Here is a 22,170-nt window from a genome sequence, read left to right as displayed (position 1 = left end):
CGTTTATGAAAAAAAGAAAAGATTTTGCAGTCCTCATGCATATGCTCTTCTCCCTCCTTGTTGTCGTAGGTGTCTCCATCATGTACAGCAATTCCCATTACGGGGAGGGAATCCACTGGATCAACCATGAGACTTATGAGGACACCCCTGATTTCACCCGTCAGTTAAAATCTGATATTGACGATATTTTTAATTATGTAAAATATAAGGAAGTATTTGAGACCAACGGAAAACTTGACTATTCAAAGCCCATTGTCCGGGTCATAGACGGTCCGGGAACCACAACGGAATATACGGTAGATGAGATGATACGGAGGGCCAAATCCCTGGGCTATTATCTGAATGAACAGTTTAAAGTGAGCGGAGGGCAGCCGGCTGCAGATGACTCAGACTCGTATGTACGGGTAGATTACCGGGCCTATGAACCGGACTTTAAGATCACGGAGCCTGGAGAAGCATTTATTACCATGGACCAGCTGGCCTATGAAGTGCTGACCCACCTGGGCAACTACTATTCATTTTATTACCGCTTTATCCAGAATCCAAGTAACTTAAAGTTTGAAGTCCTCTATCAGAACACGGCTGAAGATTATAAGCTATACAGCAACGTTACAGGCAAAACCATCAATGACTTTAAAGCAATGGGAAGATACCTTTACGTAACAGGAGAAGCGCTTTATGTGGACTCCAACTTAACCACTGTCCCAAAGAATGTTTCTTCCCAGCTGGAAAAGATGAATCCCTATAACAACGGCAATTATCATATGACAATAGCTGTGGATACTAACTATCCCTACGGCGATGCTTATGCCAGGGCTGCTGCTTCCTATGACCAGATGCGTTTGTTATTCATTACCGGAATGATCAGCCTGTGCCTGGGAATCCTGGGTTGTATCGCGACCCTGTATACCCTGGTAAACATGACTGGGCAGCCAGACAGGAAACAGAGCCACGGACCAATGGAACGGATTGACCGGCTCCCTGCAGAGAGCTGTCTCCTTCTGTATTCTGTGGCTGCCATCCTCACCCTGTTTCTGGCAAACCGGCTTGCATATAAGATTATTCACCTCTTCTTTGCCGTTGACCAATGGGATTACGGGGAGCTGGCCCTTCGGGTCCTCATTTATTATGCAGTCGGACTATCAGCTGCATTAAGTCTGTTAAAACGTTTTAAGGCAGGAAATCTCTGGTCCGGAAGTCTTATGCACCGGGGACTTAAAAACTTGTCCTTATACTTTAAAAACCGACGCTTTACCACACGGATTATGCTTTCTTATTCCTTGTTCCTGGTCTTTAACATTGCCATGGCAATGGCTTTTGCTTTCCTTTTATTTACCTATAACAGCCTGGAATCCCGGATCCTTATGGGGGCAGTTGCTTTACTGCTTTTCTGCCTGGATTTCTGGATATTCCATCAGATGTACAAAAATGCATGGGAAACTGATCAAATCAATGAGGCCCTCTTAAATATTTCCAGAGGAGATACCACTTATAAGATCAGTACCTTGAAATTTAACGGAAAAGAGAGGGAACTTGCTGAGCACATCAATCACATCAGCACCGGACTTGAAACGGCACTCCAGGAAAAGGTACGAAGTGAACGCTTAAAGGCAGACCTAATCACCAATGTATCCCATGATATTAAGACGCCCCTGACATCCATCATAAATTATGTGGACCTTATAAAAAGGGAAAAGATTCAAGACCCGAAGATTCAGGGTTATTTAGAAGTCCTGGAACAGAAGTCCCAGCGATTAAAGACTTTGACAGAAGACCTGGTAGAGGCCTCAAAGGCAAGCTCAGGAAATTTAAAGCTGGATATCACCAGCATTGATTTTGTAGAACTCATTCACCAGACCAATGGAGAATTTGAAGAAAAATTTGCCCTCCGTCACCTGGAACTGGTTTCCACCCTGCCGGCCGATTCCATCCTGATCGAAGCGGACGGCAGGTATTTGTGGAGAGTGCTTGAGAACCTTTATAACAATGCGTTCAAGTATGCCATGGAGCACAGCCGGGTATACGTAGACATTACTCTGGAAGAGAATATGGTAGTTTTCACTATGAAGAATATATCTCAAAACTCGTTGAACATCCGCGCGGATGAGCTGACCGAACGCTTTGTCCGGGGAGATGTTGCCCGGACCACGGAAGGAAGCGGGCTGGGAATCTCTATCGCAAAAAGCCTGGCCGAGCTTCAGGGCGGGGAATTAAGGCTTTACATTGATGGAGATCTTTTTAAAGCAGGCGTCGCCTTCCCCGTCAAGAGATAAGCTGTATCTTCTCCCACTTTCCCGTCAGATATCGGAAGAATGATATAATATAATTGGCCGTCCAGCCCATTGGAACCGCAAACCATACGGCCTGGACGCCAATAACGGGAGCGAGCACAGCCGCAACCGACACCCGAATCGCCAGATTTACCAGATTGGCTACAGTAAATACCACCACATCTCCAGCGCCACGCAAAAGCCCGTCTGTGGTCGCCTTACAGCCAATGAAAATATAGAAGAAGGAAATGAACCGGACATAATCCATGCCTGTCTGAAACGCGGTTTCCGCACTGCCTTCGTTTAAAAAGCTTCGTATAAACAAATCTCCCCATGTTTCCATAACGACACAGATGATAATCGCAAAAACCCCTGCCATGAGATAGCAGTAACGGTAGCCCGTTTTTACCCGGTCTGTCTTTCCAGCGCCTATGTTCTGAGCCGTATAGGTGGACATGGCATTACCAAGAGCTAGCATGGGAACAATACAGATAGATTCGATCCTGGTTCCCGCAGCAAAGCCCGCCATGACCGCAGAACCAAAGCCATTGACCACGGACTGCACGAGGAGCATTCCGATATGGACTATGGACTGCTGTAGGGTGGAGGGAATGGCAACCCGCATCATATGAAGCATCATATTCCAGTCATAAAGCCGAAAGGGTTCTGTTGTCTCATACCCCTTTAACCGTTTTATCAAAACGAGAAAGGAAAGGACCGCTGAAAATCCCTGCGCGATCAAGGTGGCAATCGCCACACCGGCTACCCCCATGTAAAACTGGGTTACAAACAAAAGATCCAGTACAACGTTTAAAAGAGAAGAAAAGACCAGCAGATATAAGGGAGTCTTAGAATCTCCCAGGGCCTGGAAAACAGAAGCCTGTACATTATACATGAATAAAAAGGGCAGCCCTATAAAATAAATCCCAAGATACACCGAGGCATCATAAAATACATTCTCCGGAGTGTTCATGAAGCTTAAAATCCGGTGATTGAAAAGAAGCCCAAGACCGCCCAATATCACTCCTATGGATAAAAAGTTTATAAGAGTGGTGGATATGGCGGTTTTCATATTTCCAGTCTGTTTTGCCCCTAAAAACTGGGACACCACCACTGAGCTTCCGATTCCGCCTCCTACCGCAATGGCGATAAACACATTTGTGACGGAATAGGAAGCACCTACTGATGCCAGGGCCTCCTCCCCCACAAATCGTCCGACCACGACAGAGTCTATAATGTTATAAAACTGCTGAAATAAATTTCCAAGAATCAAGGGAAGGGCAAAGAGCAAAAGGGCCCTTCCCGGTGAATCTGTTACCATATTAATTGCTTTTTTCTGCGTTTTCATACTCATTATTCTGAACCATTTCTATCCAAATATACGCCAGCCACAGATAAAGTTCTTCTTCCACCAGGAGCTTAAGGCACGTTCCACTACACGTCCGTTACTGGAGGAAGCATCAATAACTTTTCCGCCTCCGGCTACGATTCCCACGTGGCCACTCACCACGATGATATCGCCTGCCTGCAGGCTTCCAAAGCTGGTGATCTTTGTATATTTACCTACGTTTCTCCAACCGGATGAGGTTAGATAGCTCTGTCTGACGCCAGCCTGGTTGAGAGACCAGTAGACAAATCCAGAGCAGTCAAAGGATTCCGAACCCTTGGCACCCCATACATAGGGACGTCCCAGCTTTGATCTTGCAATAGAAAGCAGTCCGCTTACGCCGGAGCCTCCCTTAACGGTACCTCCTGAGGAACCGCCTGAGGAGCCGGAAGAACCTGCAGATTTTATACCGCTTCCCGTAAGCTTACTCATGGTAAGCTGCCCTACAGAACCATCCGCTTTCAGACCATTGTTGTTTTGGAATGCCTTAACCGCCTTTTCCGTCACTTCCCCGTAATATCCTGTCACATTGGCGGAAGCCAGGTACCCGTATTTATTTAACAGCTGCTGGATCCTGGTAACCGAATCCCCCTGTTCACCCAGGGTCAAGCCATTTGGCTGCGCCTCAGCGCTCGCTAAGGCGATCCGGGTGGACGGCCCTAAATATCCATCCACAACCAGGTCATTGCGGGACTGGAACTGTTTTACCGCTATCACCGTATCATTTCCGTATGCCCCATCCGGAGTGGTCGTTAAATATCCCAACTCCTTAAGGCGCTGCTGACTGGATAAAACCAAATCGCTTTTTTCTCCATAGGACAGAAAGTTGGGCTTGATCTCTTCGCTGTAAAGCAGGTTTATGGTCTGACGTCCTACTTTTCCATCTATGTTTAATCCGTTTACCTCCTGAAGCTTCTCAACCGCGGCCTCTGTTTCATCCCCAAAGCTGCCGGATACCTGACCCGAACTGGCAAGATACCCCAGTTCATAAAGGCGGCTCTGGATCCGTAATATGTCGTCACCCTCCACACCCTTTGACACAGCATAATATTTGGCAGATGGTGACATAATGGAGTTTAATGTCTCTGGCCCTACTATTCCATCCTGAGCCAGGCCATTCTGTCGCTGGAAAGTCTTAATTGCAGCCTCCGTCACATTACCAAAATACTGGGTGGGCTCATCGTTATCCATAAAGCCTAAATTCATCAAACGCTCCTGAAGGCTGGCCACCACCGGATGCTCTACCCCGTTCCGCAAATACTCCGGGATAGGATTTTCTTTTTGTTCCGGCACCTTAAAAAGTCTTGGCATCAAGTCTCCACCTGGAGTAAGTACATCAATAGGCTGCAGTTCATTTTTTTGTTCCGTTACTATGGCAATGGATGGCGTTGCATCCTTTCCAGGTCCTTTGACTGCTTCTGTTTTATTGCAGCCTGCTAATAAAGAAACCGCCGTTGCTGCCAGAAATACAGAATAGGCAGAACGCCTTTTCCATCTTATTTTTATATTCATAAATCAAATTCCTTTCCTATGTATTGCCCACGCTTTCTGGGCATAAAGGGATACCCGAAGGGTGTTTCCTATGTGTTGCCCATGCTCTCTGGGCATAAAGGGACGCCCAAAGGGTGTTTACTATGTAAAATTAGGTCTATTTTAGCATAAAACTGTCGGAAATGGAAAGGGAATTTATCTCATTGCGTCAAAACAGAGGTTATGGTATAGTTAAGGGAGTGAAAACACAGTCAGAACCCCTGACTTTAAAGAGATAAAGGAGGGCTTATTATGACGCCTGTTCTGTGGGCTGCCGGCGGTACCGGCTTTACATTTCTCATGACCACCCTGGGGGCTTCGGTTGTATTCTTCTTCCGAAAGGATGTAAACCAGTCTGTCCAGAGGATCTTCCTTGGCTTTGCTGCCGGTGTCATGATCGCGGCCTCGGTATGGTCGCTTCTCATTCCAGCCATCGAGGAGGCTGAGGCAAGCGGAATTGCGGGCTGGATACCCGCTGCAGGAGGATTTGTCCTGGGAGTACTATTTCTCATATTGTTAGACACCCTTCTTCCTCACCTTCATCCAGATTTGAACAGCAATAAAACGAATGAGGCGGAAGGAATCTCTTCCACCTGGAAACGGACCACCCTGCTTGTCATGGCTGTGACGCTTCATAACATTCCGGAGGGTATGGCCGTTGGACTGGCTTTTGCCCTGGCTGCACAGCATGGAGGCGATCCGGCTCTTTATACGTCTGCCATGGCACTTGCTATCGGTATCGGCATCCAGAACTTCCCGGAAGGTGCTGCCATCTCCCTGCCCTTAAGACAGGAAGGTCTTTCCACGGGAAAGGCATTTATACGGGGCAGCATGTCCGGCATTGTAGAGCCTATATTCGGAATCCTTACCGTGCTCGTGGCAGGCAGTATCCAGCCGCTCATGCCCTGGCTTCTGTCCTTTGCGGCCGGCGCCATGATGTATGTGGTGGTGGAAGAACTGATTCCCGAGGCGCATTTAGGAGAACATTCCAATGTTGGAACCCTTGGCGTTATGGTGGGATTTCTGATCATGATGATTTTAGACGTGGCTTTAGGTTAAGAAAAAAGGATATCCGGGAGGCAGATTTCTTCCTCCCGGATATCCTTCTTTTTTTATCATCATTTCCTGTCAAAGCTCATATTTGTGTTTTGTACGCAGCCTGGCCAGTGATCTGGCCATAGAAGCCTCAAAATGAGAATGCTCCTGAAGGCTCTTACTCTGCCTTAGCTGCTCTGCCGCTCTCTCCATTGCTTCTTCCGCTCGGCGTTCGTCAATATCTTCCGGATGCTCGGCAGTGTCAACAAGAAGCGTGATACGATTGTTGATAATCTGAATGAAACCATTTCCAACAACTGCATGAATCCACTGGCCTTTTTCATCCAACAAACGCATTTCCCCTATGGATACTGCTATGACCATATCCTCATGATGAGGAAGGATCGCCTTTTCTCCATCTGAAAGAGGAATCACAAGCTCCTGGCACAAACCTCTGTAAAACACCTTATCACTAGCAAGAACCTGAAGGAAAAATGTATTTTTACTCACAGGCAGCACCTCCAAGCTAAGCCTCTAATGTCCTGGCCTTTTCAATCACCTCATCAATAGTTCCCACATTAAAGAATGCAGCCTCAGGATACTGATCCATATCTCCATTCACAATTGCCTTAAAGCCCCGGACTGTTTCCTTAAGGGGAACGTATTTACCTGCAACGCCTGTAAAGTTCTCAGCCACTGAGAAAGGCTGGGATAAGAATTTCTGGATCTTTCTTGCCCGGTAAACCGTGATCTTATCGTCATCTCCCAATTCTTCCATACCTAAGATAGCGATAATATCCTGAAGCTCCTTATATTTTTGTAGCAATTCCTGTACCTTACGGGCTACCTCATAATGCTCTTCCCCAACCACATCCGGTTCAAGGATACGGGAGTTTGAGGCAAGAGGATCAACCGCCGGATAAATACCCTGTTCTACGATCTTTCTGGATAGTACGGTGGTAGCATCCAAATGGGCAAAAGTAGTTGCAGGTGCCGGATCCGTCAAGTCATCGGCAGGTACATATACTGCCTGTACAGAAGTAACGGAACCATTTTTCGTTGAAGTAATTCTCTCCTGAAGCTCGCCCATTTCCGTAGCCAGGGTAGGCTGGTAACCAACCGCAGACGGCATACGTCCAAGAAGTGCAGAAACCTCAGAACCCGCCTGGGTGAATCGGAAAATATTATCAATAAATAAAAGCACATTCTTATGCTCTTCGTCACGGAAGTATTCCGCCATGGTAAGTCCAGTTTCAGCCACACGCATACGTGCACCAGGCGGCTCATTCATCTGACCGAATACCAGGGCAGTTTTTGAAATAACGCCGGACTCTCCCATTTCGGTCCAAAGGTCATTACCCTCACGGGAACGCTCTCCAACACCGGTAAAAATAGAATATCCGCCATGCTCCGTGGCAATGTTATGGATCAGCTCCTGGATCAGAACCGTCTTACCAACACCGGCGCCGCCGAACAAACCGATCTTTCCGCCTTTTGCATAAGGGGCCAGAAGATCAATGACTTTGATTCCCGTTTCCAGGATCTCTGCCACAGGGCTTTGCTCCTCAAAGGCCGGAGGATCTCTGTGAATGACCCACTCCGGACCTCCATTTAAGGAACCGCCGTTATCAATGGTCTCTCCAAGTACATTAAAAAGGCGTCCCAGAGTCTGCTCACCTACCGGAACCTTAATGCCTTCCCCGGTAGCGGTCACCTCCATACCTTTATACAGCCCTTCACTGGAAGCCAGCATTATGCAGCGGACTGTGCTGTTTCCCATATGCTGTGCAACTTCCATTACGCAGCGTTTCCCTTCATTATTCACCTCAAGGGCGTCCTTAATGCGGGGAAGTTCGCTGCCCTCAAAAAACTCAACATCTACTACAGGTCCAAGGACCTGAACGATCTTTCCTATATTCATATTCTGTTACTCACAGTCGTGAGGACTCCTCCTCTCTAAAGTTAACCGGAACATCCGATGATACTATGCTTTCTTCCTTTTTTTCTTTTGGGCCTTTGCACCGCTGATTACCTCGGTGATCTCCTGGGTAATGGCCGCCTGGCGCACTCTGTTATAGGTTATCGCCAGCTCGTCAAGCATCTCCTGAGCACTCTTTGTTGCAGCCTGCATAGCCATCATTCTGGAATTCTGTTCGCTGGAATAAGACTCCACCAAACCTCCATAGATAAAGCCTGCAATGTAATTGGGCACGATGGCATCGATCACTGCCTGTGGAGATGGCTTCATGGTGATCTCTTCCAAATGTACATTAATTGGTACACTCTGGCTTAACCGGTGCTTAGGAATGGGAAGAAGCTGTTCGATCTCAGCCTCCATTTTCATGGCATTCACCATTCTGGTGTAGATCATATATACTTCATCAAGCTTTCCTGTCAGGAAGTAATCCACGATCTTTTCCTCAATGATTCTGGCCCGGCTCATATTTGGCTTTTGAACGGTATACCGGAAATCCTGTTCCACCGGTATTCCCTTTTTCATAAAATACTGCTGTCCCAGATCACCAACTACGAACAGCATGGGATTTCCGCCCTTGTCAATCTGCTCCTGAGCCAGTTTAAAAATGTTATGATTATAAGAACCGGCCAGCCCCTTGTCAGCCGTTACCACAATGTATCCGATCTTACGATCTTCTTTCTTAATATGCGGCCTGGTATCCAGATACGGGTCGTCAATTTCGGGCGTGTGCCTTATGATTCTGGCAATAGTCCTTTGCAGTGCATAAAAGTAAGGCTCCGTATCAGTCAGGACTTTCCTTGCTCTTTTCAGCTTTGACGAGGAAATGGTATACATCGCATTGGTTATCTTCATGGTACTTTTGATGCTGTTCATCCTGCTTTGTATCTCTCTCGCATTTGCCATATCCTACACCCGTTTCTGTTTAAATTCGGCTGTCACATCAACAATCTTCTGCTTCAGCTCGTCAGACAGCGCTCTGCTTTCTTCAATTTCCTTTCCGATTTTCGGATAGCGCTCATCAAAGAATGCCAGCAATTCTCTCTGAAACTCTTTTATCTTTGTAACTTCCACATCTAAGAGCAGGCGGTTATTGGCTACAATCAGACTGATCACCTGGGCATGAAGGCTCAAAGGATGGCATAAAGGCTGTTTTAACAGCTCTGTAAGTCCCTTACCATATTGAATCTGTTCCTTGGTAGCCGGATCAAGATCTGAGCTGAACTGGGTGAACACTTCCATCTCCCGGCACTGTGCCAGGTCGATACGGATGCTCCCCGCAGCCTTTTTCATGGCCTTAGTCTGGGCCGCTCCACCAACTCGGGATACGGAAAGGCCTACGTTTACTGCCGGTCTCATACCGGAGAAGAAGAGGTCACTTTCTAAGAATATCTGACCGTCTGTAATAGAAATAACATTGGTCGGAATATAAGCCGATACATCACCGGCCTGGGTTTCAATGATAGGCAGTGCGGTAATGGAACCGCCTCCTGCTTCCTCACTCAACCGGCTGGAACGCTCCAAAAGCCTGGAATGAAGATAAAATACGTCGCCTGGATAAGCCTCACGTCCAGGAGAACGCTCTAATAGCAGGGATAAGGACCGGTATGCTACCGCATGCTTTGACAGATCATCATAAACGATCAGCACATCTTTTCCCTGGTACATGAAATACTCTGCAAGAGCAGTACCGGAATAAGGTGCGATATACTGTAAGGGTGCGGGTTCGCTGGCTGAAGAAGATACCACAATGGTATAATCCATAGCGCCGTAATGTGACAGGGTATTCACCAGCTTTGCAACGGTAGATGCCTTCTGCCCCACTGCTACATAAACGCAGATCACGCCCTTACCCTTCTGGTTTAAGATAGCATCAATAGCGATGGAAGTCTTACCGGTCTGACGGTCGCCGATGATCAGCTCTCTTTGTCCCCGTCCGATAGGAAACATGGAGTCAATGGCAAGAATACCTGTTTCCATTGGAACGGACACGCTCTTACGATCAATAATGCCTGGTGCTTCATGTTCAATGGGACGGTAATCGTCAGAGATGATCTCTCCCTTCCCGTCAATGGGAGCACCAAGAGCATTGACAACTCTTCCCACAAACTTTTCGCCTACCGGGATTCCGGCACGCTTTTTCGTTCTTGTTACCTTGGAACCTTCCCTGACGTCCCGGTCGGAACCGAACAGGATGCATCCGATATCTTCTTTTCTGATGTCCTGTACCATTCCCTTGATTCCACTATCAAAAATAACGATTTCGCCGTACATCGCACGGTCAATTCCATAAACCGTTGCAATGCCGTCGCCAACGCTTATAACAGTTCCAACTTCCTGGTCCCTGGCATGAGCGTCATAATCTTCAATTTCACTTCTCAATATAGAAATTATTTCATCTGAATTGATGGAAGCCACGTTTTTCACCTCCGCATTATTTTTTGTTCCAATTCTCTAAGGCGTCCCCTTAAGCTCCAGTCAGTTTCCACATCTCCTACGCGGATGATGAATCCACCGATCAAACCGGGGTCCTGAATCAGGCGAAGCCTTACATCACGTTTATCATATTTTTTACACAGCATTGCTTTGATTTCGCGAAGCTGCTCTTCCTCCGGTTCTGTCACGTAGAAAAGGGAAGCCTCCAGGACTCCTTCCTGTCTGCAAACGCAGGCACGCCATGCATTAAAAATATCATCTGCAAGATCTACATCCCGGCGATCCACCAGAACCTTTAAAAAGGTTCTGATCTCAGCAGGAAATACGCGGTCAATAATCCGGTGCTTGCTGCTCCTTGCAACCACAGGGCTGTTAAGAGCACGCTTAAGCTCCGGCACAGTCTTTAGTGCCAGAGCCGTTTCCTCAATGGCTGTTTCAGGAACAGAGAGCTCATAAAGCACCTGCCCGTAATTAATTGCTGCCTGCATCATGAAAATCACCTGCTTCTGCTATAAATGAATCATAAAGCGCCTGATTTGCCCTGGCGCTCACCTCCTGATTAACCACCTTGGCCGCTGCTGCGATAACTATGCCCGCAATCTGCGCCTTGGCCTCACGCAATGCCTTTTCCTGATCAGCCTCAGCTTGTTTCCTGGCCTCGACCATCAAACGGCCTGCATCTTCCTCCGCATCCTTTAAGATCCGGTCATACTGGGCCTTTGCCTGGTTTTTCGCTTCTTCAATAAGCTTTGAACCCTCATCCGAGGAGACAGCCAGCTTTTCTTCATACTGCTTTTTAAGATCCGCTGCCTGAACTTCCTTATTCCTGGCATCTGAAATGCTCTGTTCAATCATTCCCCGCCGTTTATTCATCACTTCCAAAACCGGCCCTATGAGGAAATGCCTAAGCAAAAGATACAGGACGATGAGATTCACGATAGTCCATACAAAGTTCATATCCAGTCTAAGCATCTGTATCGCCTGCCTTTCTTTTCAATTTTTCCATCTTAATCCTGACCTTGTTAATTATTTAAGGAATAAAATGATGAGAAGGGCAATAACGAAACCATAGATGGCAGTTGCCTCTGCAAGCGCACAACCTAACAGCAGGGCCTTGCTGATTTTGCTTTCTGCCTCAGGCTGTCTTGCAATGGAATCCACTGCTTTTGAGGTTGCTATTCCAATTCCGATTCCTGCTCCAATACCTGTAAATACTGCGATTCCTGCTCCAATTGCTATTAACATAATAATCTCTCCTTTTAATTTACTATTGTTTATTCTACCGATTCCTTAATGAAAAGGGCAGTCAAAAATACAAATACATATGCCTGAATCAATCCGTCAAAAATATCAAAATAAAAACTGAACGGAATTGGTACAAGGAGTGCTGCAAACTGCTTAAGCAATTCCATAACCACAAATGACGCCAGGATATTACCAAAAAGCCGCATACACAAAGAAAGCGGTTTAATAAATAATTCCAGGATGTTAATAGGGGCTATAATCGGTGACGGCTCTGCAAAGCCTTTTATAAAACCTTTTACCCCTTTTTTGTGAAGGCCTGAATATTCTATCAGAAGTATGCTCATGACAGCAAGCGCTGCAGTGGTATTTAAATCCTTGGTAGGCGGCTTAAAACCTGCCAAACCAATCAAATTAGCCACTCCGAGATAAATTCCCACCGATATGAGATAAGGAATATACCTCTTCCCTTCTTCCCCCACTAAATCTTCAAAGAAATTGTAAATTCCACCGATTGCCATTTCAAGCGCCAGTTGCTTCTTTCCAGGATTCTCAACCTTAAGATTTCTCACCAGAATGATGGAAAGGAGTGTCAGTGCTGCCATGATAATCCATGTCACCACTACTGATTCAGCAATGGGAATGCCTCCGAATATCGGAATGGTAAAAACCGTTTCGCAGTTCAGTTCCTCTAATAACTTCTCTGCCAAATCCTCCGTAATGCTCACTTCCTTTCTTAAACTGTCTTCCCCTTTATATATTACCAGATTTACAGATTGTACTCCTAAATATACAATATAGAAGAGGTCTACCGTGTATCATACTTTCATATGCGGAAATTGTCAACTTTTTGCAAATTTCATAACATCTTATTAATGCCCTTATTGTTTGAACATTTGAGACAATTTTTCGCTTGAATTTCTAAAATTATTATTAATTTTTTAACTAAATTTATGTCTAAATCCTAAATATATTTATTTTTAGCGCATTTTTCTAGGTTTTATGTATAATTTTTTTCTAATAATTTGTGTAATTTGACTATGTTTTTTTTACTTTTTTATATTTAACCGTCATTAGTACCTAACACAATCAAAAATTGATAAGGATCGATAGGAAAAAAAGATATGCTCCCAACCATTCCATCTAATGTGGCTATCAAATCCTACAAATATCTTGTAAAATTATTTTCCTGCTTTTCATGGCTTTCTTCCTATTAAAATAGGAATAATTCTGGTATAATAAGGGAAATGCAAAACCAATGTATCAAAGGAGGTATTTCTATGGGAGAAATGATTTCTTCATTTGACGGAACCAAACTGTTTTTAAATAGGGAAGTTCCAGAGGCAGTCCGGGGAGCAGCCGTCATTGTCCACGGATTATGTGAACATCAGGGAAGATATGATTACGTTGCTGAGCTGCTTCACAAAGCCGGGATCGCAACCTACCGCTTCGATCACAGGGGTCACGGACGTTCTGAGGGGGAACGGACCCACTATGAAGACTTCCATGAACTGCTTGATGACACTAATATAGTGGTGGACATGGCAATCATGGAACATCCGGATATCCCGGTGTTTTTAATCGGTCACAGCATGGGAGGCTTCACCGTTTCCTTATACGGCGCAAAATATCCGGACAAGAAACTTCGGGGCATCATCACCAGCGGCGCATTGACAAAAGATAATATGGGGCTGATAAGCGGTGTTCCAGGAGGCCTGGACCCTCACACCATGCTTCCCAATGAACTGGGAGCAGGCGTATGCTCCGTAGCCGAAGTCGTTGACTGGTACGGCAAGGATCCCTATAACTCAAAAACTTTTACTACCGGCTTATGCTACGCCCTCTGCCAGGGAATTGCCTGGTTTGAAGAGGCAGTGAAAAGGTTTGAGTATCCCATCCTCATGCTTCATGGGGAAAAGGATGGATTGGTAAGCGTTCAGGACACTTATGAATTCTTCGCAGCCGCACCATCAAAAGATAAGCAGATGAAGATCTATGGAGGATTGTTCCACGAGATCTTTAATGAATACTGCAGGGATGAAGTCATTAATGATGTCCTGCACTGGATTGAGGCACGGATTGCCCTTTAAGATAAGTATACCATCATTTTTAGCCTTAGACCATTGCAAAAAAGCAGCGTTTTTCCTAATCGGATAACGCTGCTTTCTCTCATATATTCCTTTTCTGTTCTCTACCAGTGAAGTACCGTGCCTCCCACTTTCTGCTTTTCCGTATCAAATACCATCACCGTTCCAAGTCCCTTCACGCCTCCAGCTGTAAGCAGGTCTGTGGAATCTCCGATATCTCGGTGGGCCAAAATAACCACATAGTTCTTTCCTTTCCAGCCAATAGATACCGCCTCCGCATCAGAAGGATCTAAGGGAACCGATGGGTCCGCGCCAAATACAGGAAGAAGGGAAAGCTCCGGAGATTTGTAGTTCTTCTTTTCCCCTCCTGATACAACAGTAATAATAGAAGAAAAACCATCTGCTTCTTTACCGGTCAAAAGCTGCCTTCCCGTTTCCATCTGGTTATAATTTCTTGATATCCGGCCATCTGACAGCTTCATCTCACATCCCTGCGTAAGAACTGTCAATTCCCCGTCTGTCCTGATGCCACAATAACGAACGGTGCATCCGGACCTGGAAACCTTTCCCTGGTTGTTAAAATGAAAGAGCTGCTGGTATGTGTGCTTTTCCCTTGAGAAAAACTCGTCAGCGATCAGATAAAGATCCGTATCAATTGCCAGCACTTTTCTGGTGATCCACACATTTCCCTCTTCTCCATTTAAATATCCACCGTGGCTTCCCTGGATATAGCGGTACCCGTCCTTTTTCTTATAACCGCCAAAATATGCAGCAGACATCTGATCCACGCCCCAGGCATCCCGGCACTTTAAATAGTCACGGCCGTCAATCAGGGGAACATTGTGGCCTAAGGCGCTTTTAAACCAGGTTCTTGCTTCGCCAGGCACATAATGATAACGCCCTGTGTCCATGAGGATATCTTCTCCGTTGATCACAAGGTCCACATGCAGCTTGTCAGAATGGCCGTGGCCTCCTCCCAGGAATCCGCAGCGGAAGTGGAAATAATCCGCATTTTCATCCCAGCCGGACCGGACAAAAAGATTTCCGGTGCTTTCCATAACCCTGTCTAAAAAATCCGGTTCCTTTGCAATTAGCTTTCCATAGCCCTCGATTCCTTCTTTTATAAAGTCCCATGCACCGTCATAATCCATTTTGTCATAAGCACAGAATTTCAGCATCGGATCTGAAAACAGCCAGGCGCTTTGAGTCAGTAAGTCCCTGATATCGGTTTCATCACTGTCTCCCTGCATGGGCTGGCAATGGTTGGGCTTTTTCCAAGCAGCATTTGCATAGGCCATCTGCCGTACTTTCTCCATCCTTTTCCTTGAAAGCTTAATTCCGTAGCGCTTAGCCAACCGCATCACTTCCAGATAACAATGAAACACCTCATTATGATACATAGGGGATTGCTCCCAGTGCACTCCGTCATCGGCGATCTGCACCTCTATCTCTTCACTAAGGCGCATAAGCGCTGCGTCCAGATATTCTCTTGTCCGGTCGCTTAAAGGAAGTGCCAGTGCGATCTCCATAAGGCCCCGGTTTTCAATAACTCCCCAGTTGCTCTTGATCTGGAAATGTTTATAGGTAGTCATAAGGTATTCTGCATGAACGGTGAGACAGTCCATATATGCTTTCACAAGCCTGTCATCTACAGAGGGGCTGTCCTTAAAATAGCCCATGGCCTTTACCCAGGTTTCAGCCCTTATACCGGCTTCAATGCTCCTCCATGTAGTTTGTTTGGTTTCTTCAGTAAGAGGATTGTTTTTTATCCAGGAATCTAATAGCTCTGCAAAAGTCTTTGCATACTTTTCATCACCAGTCATGGCATATGCCTGTCCCAGGCATATAAAGAACTGGTGGCGGTTGAACTGAAAGATAAATTCCGGGTCATCTCCCGGCATGTAGTCCCAAACTACTTCCTGATCAAAATGAACCGGCTCATAGGTCCGCTCCATATCCCACCGCAAATCAAACAAAAACGTATGCTCTATTGCATCATCTGCAATTCGAAGGATATGATTCACTTCCTCCGGCCAATTCCTTTGGCAGTAATCCGTGACCCATGCCTTATCCTCGCCGCTAATATAATTATTCCGGTTTTCAAAATACTGTTCCTTTGACATCTGGTTCCACCTCTTCCGTAATAGATTATTTTATAGTTACTATAATTATAATGGAAGAAACGGATAAATGGAATAAACGATTTTCAGATTCATATTCTTTTTTTAGATTTATAAAACTATAGAATTGGGTGAAATCTTATACGTTCAGCCACCACTCCTTAGGAATTGTTTCCAATTCTATGATACAATTAATCTGGTGGGACAACACATCTTTTGTCACCTCATATACTGCATTAGCATCACACAGAATGCAGGCGGCATCGCCAAAACAGGTCTTAACTGCTGCATTTCTGTCGTAAAAAGCCTGTTCCAGTTTTGTGTAATTATCAGAAATATAATCCGTAACAGGATTGTAATGACAGTGCATAAAGGAGGGCTTAATCTGATTGCCTGGCATGACTATCTTAAAATAAGTGGGTTCCTTGGTCAGGCGCTCCGGTACATCTAAATGCTCTTCCACGCAATGTATAAAAGTATTTCGCTCGTGACCAACCCCAAGAAGCAGGATTTTACCATTTCTATCTTTTAAACGATCATAGCAGCCACCTGGCGGGCAGGGCGTTGTCCGGTTTTCTTCCCCCTCAATAAATGCCTTGCTATCCTTTCCATACACGGCTACACTATGGGTTGGATGTAAAGATCGAAGTATTCCTTTCCGTCTCATAAAAAGATTGGGTAAAATTCCTACGCAAGCCGGCTCTATTCGTGGATCATATACATTGTGGTATTCTGACATGGCAGCCCATGTATGAGTGGGCAGTATAAGCAGACCGTCAGACATATATTCCATAAAAGCATCAAGTACAGTATCCGCCCCACCTTCAACCTCTCCAATTGCCTTCATGGATGAGTGCAGAAGCAAAGTGTCATGGGGCATAATTCCCATTTCCTTTAAATTCTGCTTTAGATCTTGTTTTGTATACATAATAACGCCTTTCTATTTCCAAATAGATTAATATCATCCTGTCTATTATTATAAAAATTATGACATGATTTTTCCAGTTAGTCTAATTTAAATGAAAATAATTTGGTTCCCATGCATCAGCTCCACATACATGATGTCCGGATGGGCGTGTTGTTTTCCATTTAATCCATATCTTAAACCCCATTCCATTTGGCATTTCTCAAAATTACATAATTAATTCAGGAAAGAAGTCATTATATGAGGAATGGTTGATCCTTTGCCGAACATAAGCCAATAAATAATTTCATCAGAGGGCTTATCCACTTGTTTTTGTGATAGCCGCATACTGCAGAAATTATTGTGTCTGTAAGCCCTGTTGGAATTTCAGCTAGTACTCTTTCATCCAACTCAGCCTGTACTGCAAACCTTGGCAAAAAGGAAATCCCAACATCATTTTTTACTAGGTTTTTAATGGTTGGGATGCTCCACAGTTCTATGGTGTGGTCAAGCATGATTGACTTTTCCCGTAGATACCGCTCAAATATCTGCCGGAATACACAGTTCGGTTCGTTGATGATAAAGGGAACAGGTATCTGCTGATCTGGGGTGATGAAATCAGGGTAACAACTTCTTAGTTCTGGTGATGCCACCAGTGCAAGCGGATAGGTCCCGAACGGATGAGTGGTGAGACTGGAACCGAAACCGCCCACATCCTCGTAGAATACGCCCAAGTCCAACGCTCCGCTCTTCAGATCATCACGGATATCGTAACAGTTCATGGAGCGAAGAAACAGACGGGCTTTTGGGGCTTGCTTATGAAACTCTTTTAGAATTGCCGGCAGTTGGTAACACAAAAGCGTTTCTCCAACGCCGATGCGCAGATCCCCCTGGCACTCGGCGAGATCATCTTCAAAGCAGCGAAGCCTTTCAACAGAGGAGAGCACTTCGTCTACATACGGAATCAATTGCTCTCCGGCCTTGCTCAACACCATCTTTCTTCCGATCTTTTCAAAAAGGCTGCTTGAAAGCTCCTGCTCCAACTGGCCGATCTGAAAGGTGATTGTGGACTGTGTATAGTTTAATCTTTCGGCAGCCTTTGAGAAACTGCCCTCCTCAACGATCACACGGAAAGTGTTTAAATATTTCAAGTCCATAACGAAGCCTCCCTTATACTTCAATGGAATTGTATTATATTATTAATTATTTCAATTTGTTTTAACGATCTTCTGGTTGTATCATAGACGCTAGGGAGGTGAAATACAAGTGTTTTTTTCAATTATTGTTTCGTATTTGCTATACACATTGGTCACGGCTTTTACACCGGGACCAAATAATATCGTCGCACTTCACGCGGTCAGCCAGCATGGTTGGCGAAAAGGAAAGGATATTCTTCTGGGTATCGCCGCCGGTTTCCTCTGTGTGATGATCATCTGCGCACTATTCTGCTATGAACTGGCCAAGTATGTGCCATCAGTGGCAAACGTACTCAAGTATGTGGGCGCTGCCTACATCGCGTATCTGGCAATCCATGTGGCACGTAGTAAACCGGATGACGATGAAAACAATCAAATGTCGTTTATGAAAGGCTTTCTGCTTGAGTTTGTCAATGTGAAGATTATCCTGTATGCCATAACGGTCTATACAGGATATGTACTGCCGTATGAAAGCAGCTTTGGCTCTTTGCTCATCCACGCTTTTTGCCTGACAGCCATAGGCATAGCCGGAACCATCACATAGGCTGCAGCTGGGGGAGTATTCCAGAAGCTCTTAAAGAAGTACTACCGTCCATTTAATATCATCATGGCACTGTTATTGCTCTGGTGTGCCTTATCGCTGGCTTTCGATATATAAGGAGATCAAGTAACCCCCTAGAGATGGACTTCTCTAGGGGGTTATTTGGGCTGACTATCACTCTCATCTCGGTCTAACCATTTGTGTATGTAGCAACTAATTAAATTAACCGTAATCAAAACTATTCTGTTGATTAAGTATTGCAAGTTGACAAACCTGTGACCGGGTGCCTGTTACAGCTTGCGTTCATTCCATTTTCTAGATGCACCCTCAGAATTAACCGCCACCTTGTAGTCCCGCATAAATCCAGACAAAATAAAAGCCCCAACCCCGCAGCTCTCTGTCTGCAAAACCGGAACTTTTTAGTGCGCCTTCGGGGGCTCGAACCCCGGACAAATAGATTAAGAGTCTACTGCTCTACCAACTGAGCTAAAGGCGCATGTCTTTTGTTTTTCTTTCACTGTGCTTTCGTCTTGAGCACGTGTGTAATTATATAACTGTATCCTACAAAAGTCAACACCTTTTTTACAAATAATTTACAACTTTTTCGAATTTATTTATTATTCTTATTTTTTTGTACATTTCCGCCTAATGTTTTGTTCACTTCTACAAAAGATTTGTTCCAAGACAGCATTTTCTTATTTAATTCCGTTTTATCACTGGTCGCCTGAAGAAGCTTGCTTGTAACCTTGTCTTTCATTCCCATAACTGCTGCTCCCGCCTCTGCTTTTGCTTTATTATATGCAAAACCGGCATCACGGTTATTAAATCCGGATGCCGGTTTTTAAAAACATTATTTTCTTCCTGCGATCAGTTTATAAATTGGGTTCCCCTGAGAGGAAAACTTCTCTTCATACTCTGTCATCACATTTCCCTTTCCCATCTGATTGTGGTGAAGGTCATAGGTGAATTCCTTAACCAGCCACCCAGCTCTCGGGATTGCTTCCAGGGAATAATCAAACAGGCCCCTGTTGTCAGTTTTAAATTCCACAGCACCGTCAGGCTTTAAAATCTGGTCATAAACCGCCATAAAATCCTCTGATGTAAGCCTGCGCTTTGCATGGCGGTCCTTTGGCCAGGGATCGGAAAAGTTTAAGTAGACCTTCTGGACCTCTCCCGGAGCGAATATATCGGCCAGATTTTTTGCATCCACACACATAAAGAATATATTATCAAGTTCCATCTGAGACCTTTTCTGTAAGCCTCTCAAAAGGACACTGGGATACCTCTCAATACCAACATAATTGATTTCCGGATGAATGGCAGCCAGTTCCATGATAAAACGGCCCTTTCCCATTCCAACTTCTATCTCTATGGGATTTTCATTGCCAAACACTTCCTTCCAGCAGCCCTTTTTTTCAAAAGGATTCTGTACAACATAGGGACTGCCCGCAATTTCCTCCTCCGAGCCTGGTATATGACGTAACCTCATATTAAAATTCCTCCAAATAAATTCATCTTAATGAAAACATGCATCAACTGATCGATTGTATCATATATGGTGCAGGGAACGCAAGTTTGCAGTTTGTAAGTTTTCGATAATTTTCAGCATAACTGAGCTGCCAGTATAAAAATATGAATATAAACCCAGGATCATCCCTGGCGAAAGGTGCAGTTTCTTTCACAAACTGTTCACATCTTCCACAACTTTTCTACACAACCAACCGATATATTAATACTTGTTACAGGTAATATCCTTATTAGATAAACTTTTTTCATACAGCCGGCAGGATTCCTCCAATCTTGCCGGCTCCTCTCCTTTAAAGGGATGTTGCTTATGGTGCTCCTTTGATGATTATTTCAGTTTATTCTAACTTTAGGACAAAAAAACTATCAACCTAAGGTTGATAGTCATTGTTTTTGTAATCATTTCACTTTTAATGATAACACCTATAAAGCTACCGCAATTCTCATGTACAAGAATAAAAACTGTATGACAACACACAGGGCTGATACGCCCAGGCAAGACGGCATCGGACTCTTGTGTTTTGGAGAAATCGATCTTTTAATAACAAACACACCTCCTATGGTGCCAACTAATATTCCGAACAGGCCGCTAAGGATCCAGCCGATTATGATAATGGCAGCGGTAAATCCATAAGCCCAGCGGGGTATTTCATTAAGCGGTACGTATGGTTTCTTAGAATTTAAGTAAACGTCATCCACAGCCAGATCCACTTTGGAACCAATTGCCGTAAGGTGAAGTGTTTTTCCCTCCAGCTCGATTGGCTCATCAAAAACCCTGATAAACATACTTGTACTTTTAATAGGGGTAGAAACACCATCCACGATCTTCTTTCCACGAAAAGCGCCGGGTCTAAAAGCAATCTCATGCTCATTTCCGTCAATTATAACATTCCATTTCTTTTTCATACTTATGTCCTCCAAAGACTATTTATATTTTTATAGAACAGAAACCCGGATCCCGTTATCGGATCCCCGCAGCAACCAGTTGCAGCTTCGAAGCCGTCTGCCTATCCAGATCAGCTGTGTAGCCAAGCTCTCCGGGTGACTGATCGTATAACACCTGATACAAAACACATGCAGCCAGATATGTCCCAGCCTGTGACGGGTGATTTCCGTCTTCATCCCAGAGTTCAATTTCCGGATAATTGGAAGAACACCGCATAAATGCGATACCAGCAGGTGCCAGCAGCGCATCCAGTTCAGTTGCAATGTTTATATAGTTTTGAGCCATTTGAGTCTGCATTTCTTCTCTTGTATTATTAAATTCCAAACCTAATAGCGGTAAAGAGAAACCCTCTTTATAAGCCCACGTCATAAGAAACACCGATTCGCCATTTGCTTCCCGGATCATACTGTCAAGCGTCCTTGCGGCAGGATACATGTGCTCTTCTGCTCCCATTGTGGAAATACCGCTTTGTTCCTGCAAAATTACATAATCCCAATCATAATTTTTCAGTGCATCATACGCCTGTTCCCCAACCTCATCCGCTTCATCCGCAAAATATTCAAGACGATACGAGCCTTCCGTCAATTCATATACCTCTGCGGCAAATCCTCCGCTCCGGCTTAAATTTAAAAATACCGTCGGAAGATCATTATAATATGTCATGCTGTTTCCAAGAAACAAAATGGTCGGTTCCATTTTCACCTGTACCGGTTTTCTTAAATTTAACTCCTGGTCAAAATCCATCACCTGAACCTTGAAATCCTTTAATGCACTGGAGATTAAAAAAAATACGGTCAAAAAAGCAATAACCAAAAATGCCAAAATTCCTATTGCTGCCTTTACTAATCCTGAACGCTTCATACTTCCGCCTTTCCCCATGTTATTCATAAACTATATCGGTTGAAATTGGTAATAAAATAGTTCGTTATCACTTTTTTATCAAAATTTAGTAACTATATACAATTAACAGTCTTATT

The 22,170-nt window shown here is 44.7% G+C and carries 21 protein-coding genes and 1 tRNA gene; 4 read left to right on the top strand and 18 right to left on the bottom strand.

Annotated elements, in window-relative coordinates; translation table 11 throughout:
- Window positions 1–5: 5 nt before the first annotated feature.
- Window positions 6–2,273 carry a sensor histidine kinase gene (locus BMW45_RS07465; RefSeq protein ID WP_092241803.1) on the top strand — a complete coding sequence of 756 codons (2,268 nt, stop codon included), beginning with the start codon at window positions 6–8 and terminating at the stop codon, window positions 2,271–2,273.
- Here BMW45_RS07465 and BMW45_RS07460 read toward each other — a convergent pair.
- Both BMW45_RS07460 and BMW45_RS07455 read right to left on the bottom strand, forming a co-directional pair.
- Window positions 2,263–3,624 carry an MATE family efflux transporter gene (locus tag BMW45_RS07460; protein ID WP_092241798.1) on the bottom strand — a complete coding sequence of 454 codons (1,362 nt, stop codon included), beginning with the start codon at window positions 3,622–3,624 and terminating at the stop codon, window positions 2,263–2,265. The genes BMW45_RS07465 and BMW45_RS07460 overlap by 11 nt on opposite strands.
- A 15-nt stretch (window positions 3,625–3,639) precedes the next feature.
- Window positions 3,640–5,169 (bottom strand): C40 family peptidase, encoded by a 1,530-nt coding sequence (locus BMW45_RS07455; RefSeq protein WP_092241796.1) that lies wholly within the window; start codon window positions 5,167–5,169, stop codon window positions 3,640–3,642.
- 270 nt (window positions 5,170–5,439) lie between these two features.
- Here BMW45_RS07455 and BMW45_RS07450 point away from each other — a divergent pair, with 270 nt between their 5' ends.
- Window positions 5,440–6,246: a ZIP family metal transporter gene (locus BMW45_RS07450; protein WP_029701331.1), complete on the top strand. Its 807-nt coding sequence runs from the start codon at window positions 5,440–5,442 to the stop codon at window positions 6,244–6,246.
- Between the two features lie 69 nt (window positions 6,247–6,315).
- Here the strand turns inward: BMW45_RS07450 and atpC are convergent, their stop codons facing one another.
- From atpC to BMW45_RS07410, 8 genes are all read right to left on the bottom strand, one after another.
- A complete protein-coding gene (atpC, locus tag BMW45_RS07445; RefSeq protein WP_025230534.1) occupies window positions 6,316–6,732 on the bottom strand; it encodes an ATP synthase F1 subunit epsilon in 417 nt (138 codons plus the stop codon).
- A 16-nt stretch (window positions 6,733–6,748) separates the two neighbouring features.
- A complete protein-coding gene (gene atpD, locus BMW45_RS07440) occupies window positions 6,749–8,143 on the bottom strand; it encodes a F0F1 ATP synthase subunit beta (RefSeq protein WP_025230535.1) in 1,395 nt (464 codons plus the stop codon).
- A gap of 63 nt (window positions 8,144–8,206) precedes the next feature.
- A complete protein-coding gene (gene atpG, locus BMW45_RS07435; RefSeq protein ID WP_092241794.1) occupies window positions 8,207–9,103 on the bottom strand; it encodes an ATP synthase F1 subunit gamma in 897 nt (298 codons plus the stop codon).
- A 3-nt stretch (window positions 9,104–9,106) separates the two neighbouring features.
- On the bottom strand, window positions 9,107–10,615 hold the full coding sequence (gene atpA, locus BMW45_RS07430) for a F0F1 ATP synthase subunit alpha (RefSeq protein ID WP_207649061.1): 1,509 nt from the start codon (window positions 10,613–10,615) through the stop codon (window positions 9,107–9,109).
- Between the two features lie 5 nt (window positions 10,616–10,620).
- Complete coding sequence (gene atpH, locus BMW45_RS07425; protein ID WP_092241789.1) at window positions 10,621–11,124, bottom strand: ATP synthase F1 subunit delta; 504 nt, start codon at window positions 11,122–11,124, stop codon at window positions 10,621–10,623.
- Window positions 11,105–11,605 carry a F0F1 ATP synthase subunit B gene (gene atpF, locus BMW45_RS07420; RefSeq protein ID WP_092241786.1) on the bottom strand — a complete coding sequence of 167 codons (501 nt, stop codon included), beginning with the start codon at window positions 11,603–11,605 and terminating at the stop codon, window positions 11,105–11,107. The genes atpH and atpF overlap by 20 nt, the downstream gene beginning before the upstream one ends.
- Window positions 11,606–11,659: 54 nt before the next feature.
- Entirely contained in the window at window positions 11,660–11,878 is a 219-nt protein-coding gene (gene atpE, locus BMW45_RS07415; RefSeq protein WP_025230540.1) for an ATP synthase F0 subunit C, read from the bottom strand.
- A gap of 29 nt (window positions 11,879–11,907) precedes the next feature.
- A complete protein-coding gene (locus tag BMW45_RS07410; RefSeq protein WP_025230541.1) occupies window positions 11,908–12,603 on the bottom strand; it encodes a F0F1 ATP synthase subunit A in 696 nt (231 codons plus the stop codon).
- Between the two features lie 552 nt (window positions 12,604–13,155).
- Here BMW45_RS07410 and BMW45_RS07405 point away from each other — a divergent pair.
- Window positions 13,156–13,965, top strand: coding sequence for an alpha/beta hydrolase (locus BMW45_RS07405; RefSeq protein WP_092241783.1), 810 nt, complete (start codon window positions 13,156–13,158; stop codon window positions 13,963–13,965).
- 101 nt (window positions 13,966–14,066) lie between these two features.
- Here BMW45_RS07405 and BMW45_RS07400 read toward each other — a convergent pair whose 3' ends face one another.
- From BMW45_RS07400 to BMW45_RS07390, 3 genes are all read right to left on the bottom strand, one after another.
- Window positions 14,067–16,085: an alginate lyase family protein gene (locus tag BMW45_RS07400; RefSeq protein WP_092241780.1), complete on the bottom strand. Its 2,019-nt coding sequence runs from the start codon at window positions 16,083–16,085 to the stop codon at window positions 14,067–14,069.
- A 136-nt stretch (window positions 16,086–16,221) separates the two neighbouring features.
- A complete protein-coding gene (locus BMW45_RS07395) occupies window positions 16,222–17,010 on the bottom strand; it encodes an AAC(3) family N-acetyltransferase (protein WP_092241777.1) in 789 nt (262 codons plus the stop codon).
- 233 nt (window positions 17,011–17,243) lie between these two features.
- Window positions 17,244–18,143: a LysR family transcriptional regulator gene (locus BMW45_RS07390; protein ID WP_092241771.1), complete on the bottom strand. Its 900-nt coding sequence runs from the start codon at window positions 18,141–18,143 to the stop codon at window positions 17,244–17,246.
- Between the two features lie 109 nt (window positions 18,144–18,252).
- Between BMW45_RS07390 and BMW45_RS07385 the strand changes: the two genes are divergently transcribed.
- Window positions 18,253–18,726: a LysE family transporter gene (locus BMW45_RS07385; RefSeq protein ID WP_166433298.1), complete on the top strand. Its 474-nt coding sequence runs from the start codon at window positions 18,253–18,255 to the stop codon at window positions 18,724–18,726.
- Window positions 18,727–19,146: 420 nt separating this feature from the next.
- Here the strand turns inward: BMW45_RS07385 and BMW45_RS07380 are convergent.
- The 5 genes from BMW45_RS07380 to BMW45_RS07365 all read right to left on the bottom strand — a co-directional run bounded on the left by BMW45_RS07380 (window position 19,147) and on the right by BMW45_RS07365 (window position 22,054).
- Window positions 19,147–19,219, bottom strand: a tRNA-Lys gene (locus tag BMW45_RS07380).
- A 114-nt stretch (window positions 19,220–19,333) separates the two neighbouring features.
- Window positions 19,334–19,486, bottom strand: a complete 153-nt coding sequence (locus BMW45_RS27760) for a hypothetical protein (protein ID WP_166433297.1) — start codon at window positions 19,484–19,486, stop codon at window positions 19,334–19,336.
- Between the two features lie 87 nt (window positions 19,487–19,573).
- Entirely contained in the window at window positions 19,574–20,212 is a 639-nt protein-coding gene (gene trmB, locus BMW45_RS07375) for a tRNA (guanosine(46)-N7)-methyltransferase TrmB (RefSeq protein WP_092241767.1), read from the bottom strand.
- 458 nt (window positions 20,213–20,670) lie between these two features.
- A complete protein-coding gene (locus BMW45_RS07370; RefSeq protein WP_092241765.1) occupies window positions 20,671–21,153 on the bottom strand; it encodes a hypothetical protein in 483 nt (160 codons plus the stop codon).
- 55 nt (window positions 21,154–21,208) lie between these two features.
- Window positions 21,209–22,054 (bottom strand): DUF4886 domain-containing protein, encoded by an 846-nt coding sequence (locus BMW45_RS07365; RefSeq protein ID WP_092241761.1) that lies wholly within the window; start codon window positions 22,052–22,054, stop codon window positions 21,209–21,211.
- Window positions 22,055–22,170: the final 116 nt, after the last annotated feature.

It is taken from the genome of Lacrimispora sphenoides, assembly GCF_900105215.1.
Taxonomy (GTDB): domain Bacteria; phylum Bacillota; class Clostridia; order Lachnospirales; family Lachnospiraceae; genus Lacrimispora; species Lacrimispora sphenoides_A.
This window is presented reverse-complemented; position numbering and strand designations above follow the sequence as displayed.

Bases quoted from the DNA above. Each gene is read 5' to 3' on its own strand.
- BMW45_RS07465 (WP_092241803.1), top strand. From the start codon at position 6: ATGAAAAAAAGAAAAGATTTTGCAGTCCTCATGCATATGCTCTTCTCC.
- BMW45_RS07460 (WP_092241798.1), bottom strand. From the start codon at position 3,624: ATGAGTATGAAAACGCAGAAAAAAGCAATTAATATGGTAACAGATTCA.
- BMW45_RS07455 (WP_092241796.1), bottom strand. From the start codon at position 5,169: ATGAATATAAAAATAAGATGGAAAAGGCGTTCTGCCTATTCTGTATTT.
- BMW45_RS07450 (WP_029701331.1), top strand. From the start codon at position 5,440: ATGACGCCTGTTCTGTGGGCTGCCGGCGGTACCGGCTTTACATTTCTC.
- atpD (WP_025230535.1), bottom strand. From the start codon at position 8,143: ATGAATATAGGAAAGATCGTTCAGGTCCTTGGACCTGTAGTAGATGTT.
- atpG (WP_092241794.1), bottom strand. From the start codon at position 9,103: ATGGCAAATGCGAGAGAGATACAAAGCAGGATGAACAGCATCAAAAGT.
- atpH (WP_092241789.1), bottom strand. From the start codon at position 11,124: ATGATGCAGGCAGCAATTAATTACGGGCAGGTGCTTTATGAGCTCTCT.
- atpF (WP_092241786.1), bottom strand. From the start codon at position 11,605: ATGCTTAGACTGGATATGAACTTTGTATGGACTATCGTGAATCTCATC.
- atpE (WP_025230540.1), bottom strand. From the start codon at position 11,878: ATGTTAATAGCAATTGGAGCAGGAATCGCAGTATTTACAGGTATTGGA.
- BMW45_RS07405 (WP_092241783.1), top strand. From the start codon at position 13,156: ATGGGAGAAATGATTTCTTCATTTGACGGAACCAAACTGTTTTTAAAT.
- BMW45_RS07400 (WP_092241780.1), bottom strand. From the start codon at position 16,085: ATGTCAAAGGAACAGTATTTTGAAAACCGGAATAATTATATTAGCGGC.
- BMW45_RS07395 (WP_092241777.1), bottom strand. From the start codon at position 17,010: ATGTATACAAAACAAGATCTAAAGCAGAATTTAAAGGAAATGGGAATT.
- BMW45_RS07390 (WP_092241771.1), bottom strand. From the start codon at position 18,143: ATGGACTTGAAATATTTAAACACTTTCCGTGTGATCGTTGAGGAGGGC.
- BMW45_RS27760 (WP_166433297.1), bottom strand. From the start codon at position 19,486: ATGGGAATGAAAGACAAGGTTACAAGCAAGCTTCTTCAGGCGACCAGT.
- trmB (WP_092241767.1), bottom strand. From the start codon at position 20,212: ATGAGGTTACGTCATATACCAGGCTCGGAGGAGGAAATTGCGGGCAGT.
- BMW45_RS07370 (WP_092241765.1), bottom strand. From the start codon at position 21,153: ATGAAAAAGAAATGGAATGTTATAATTGACGGAAATGAGCATGAGATT.
- BMW45_RS07365 (WP_092241761.1), bottom strand. From the start codon at position 22,054: ATGAAGCGTTCAGGATTAGTAAAGGCAGCAATAGGAATTTTGGCATTT.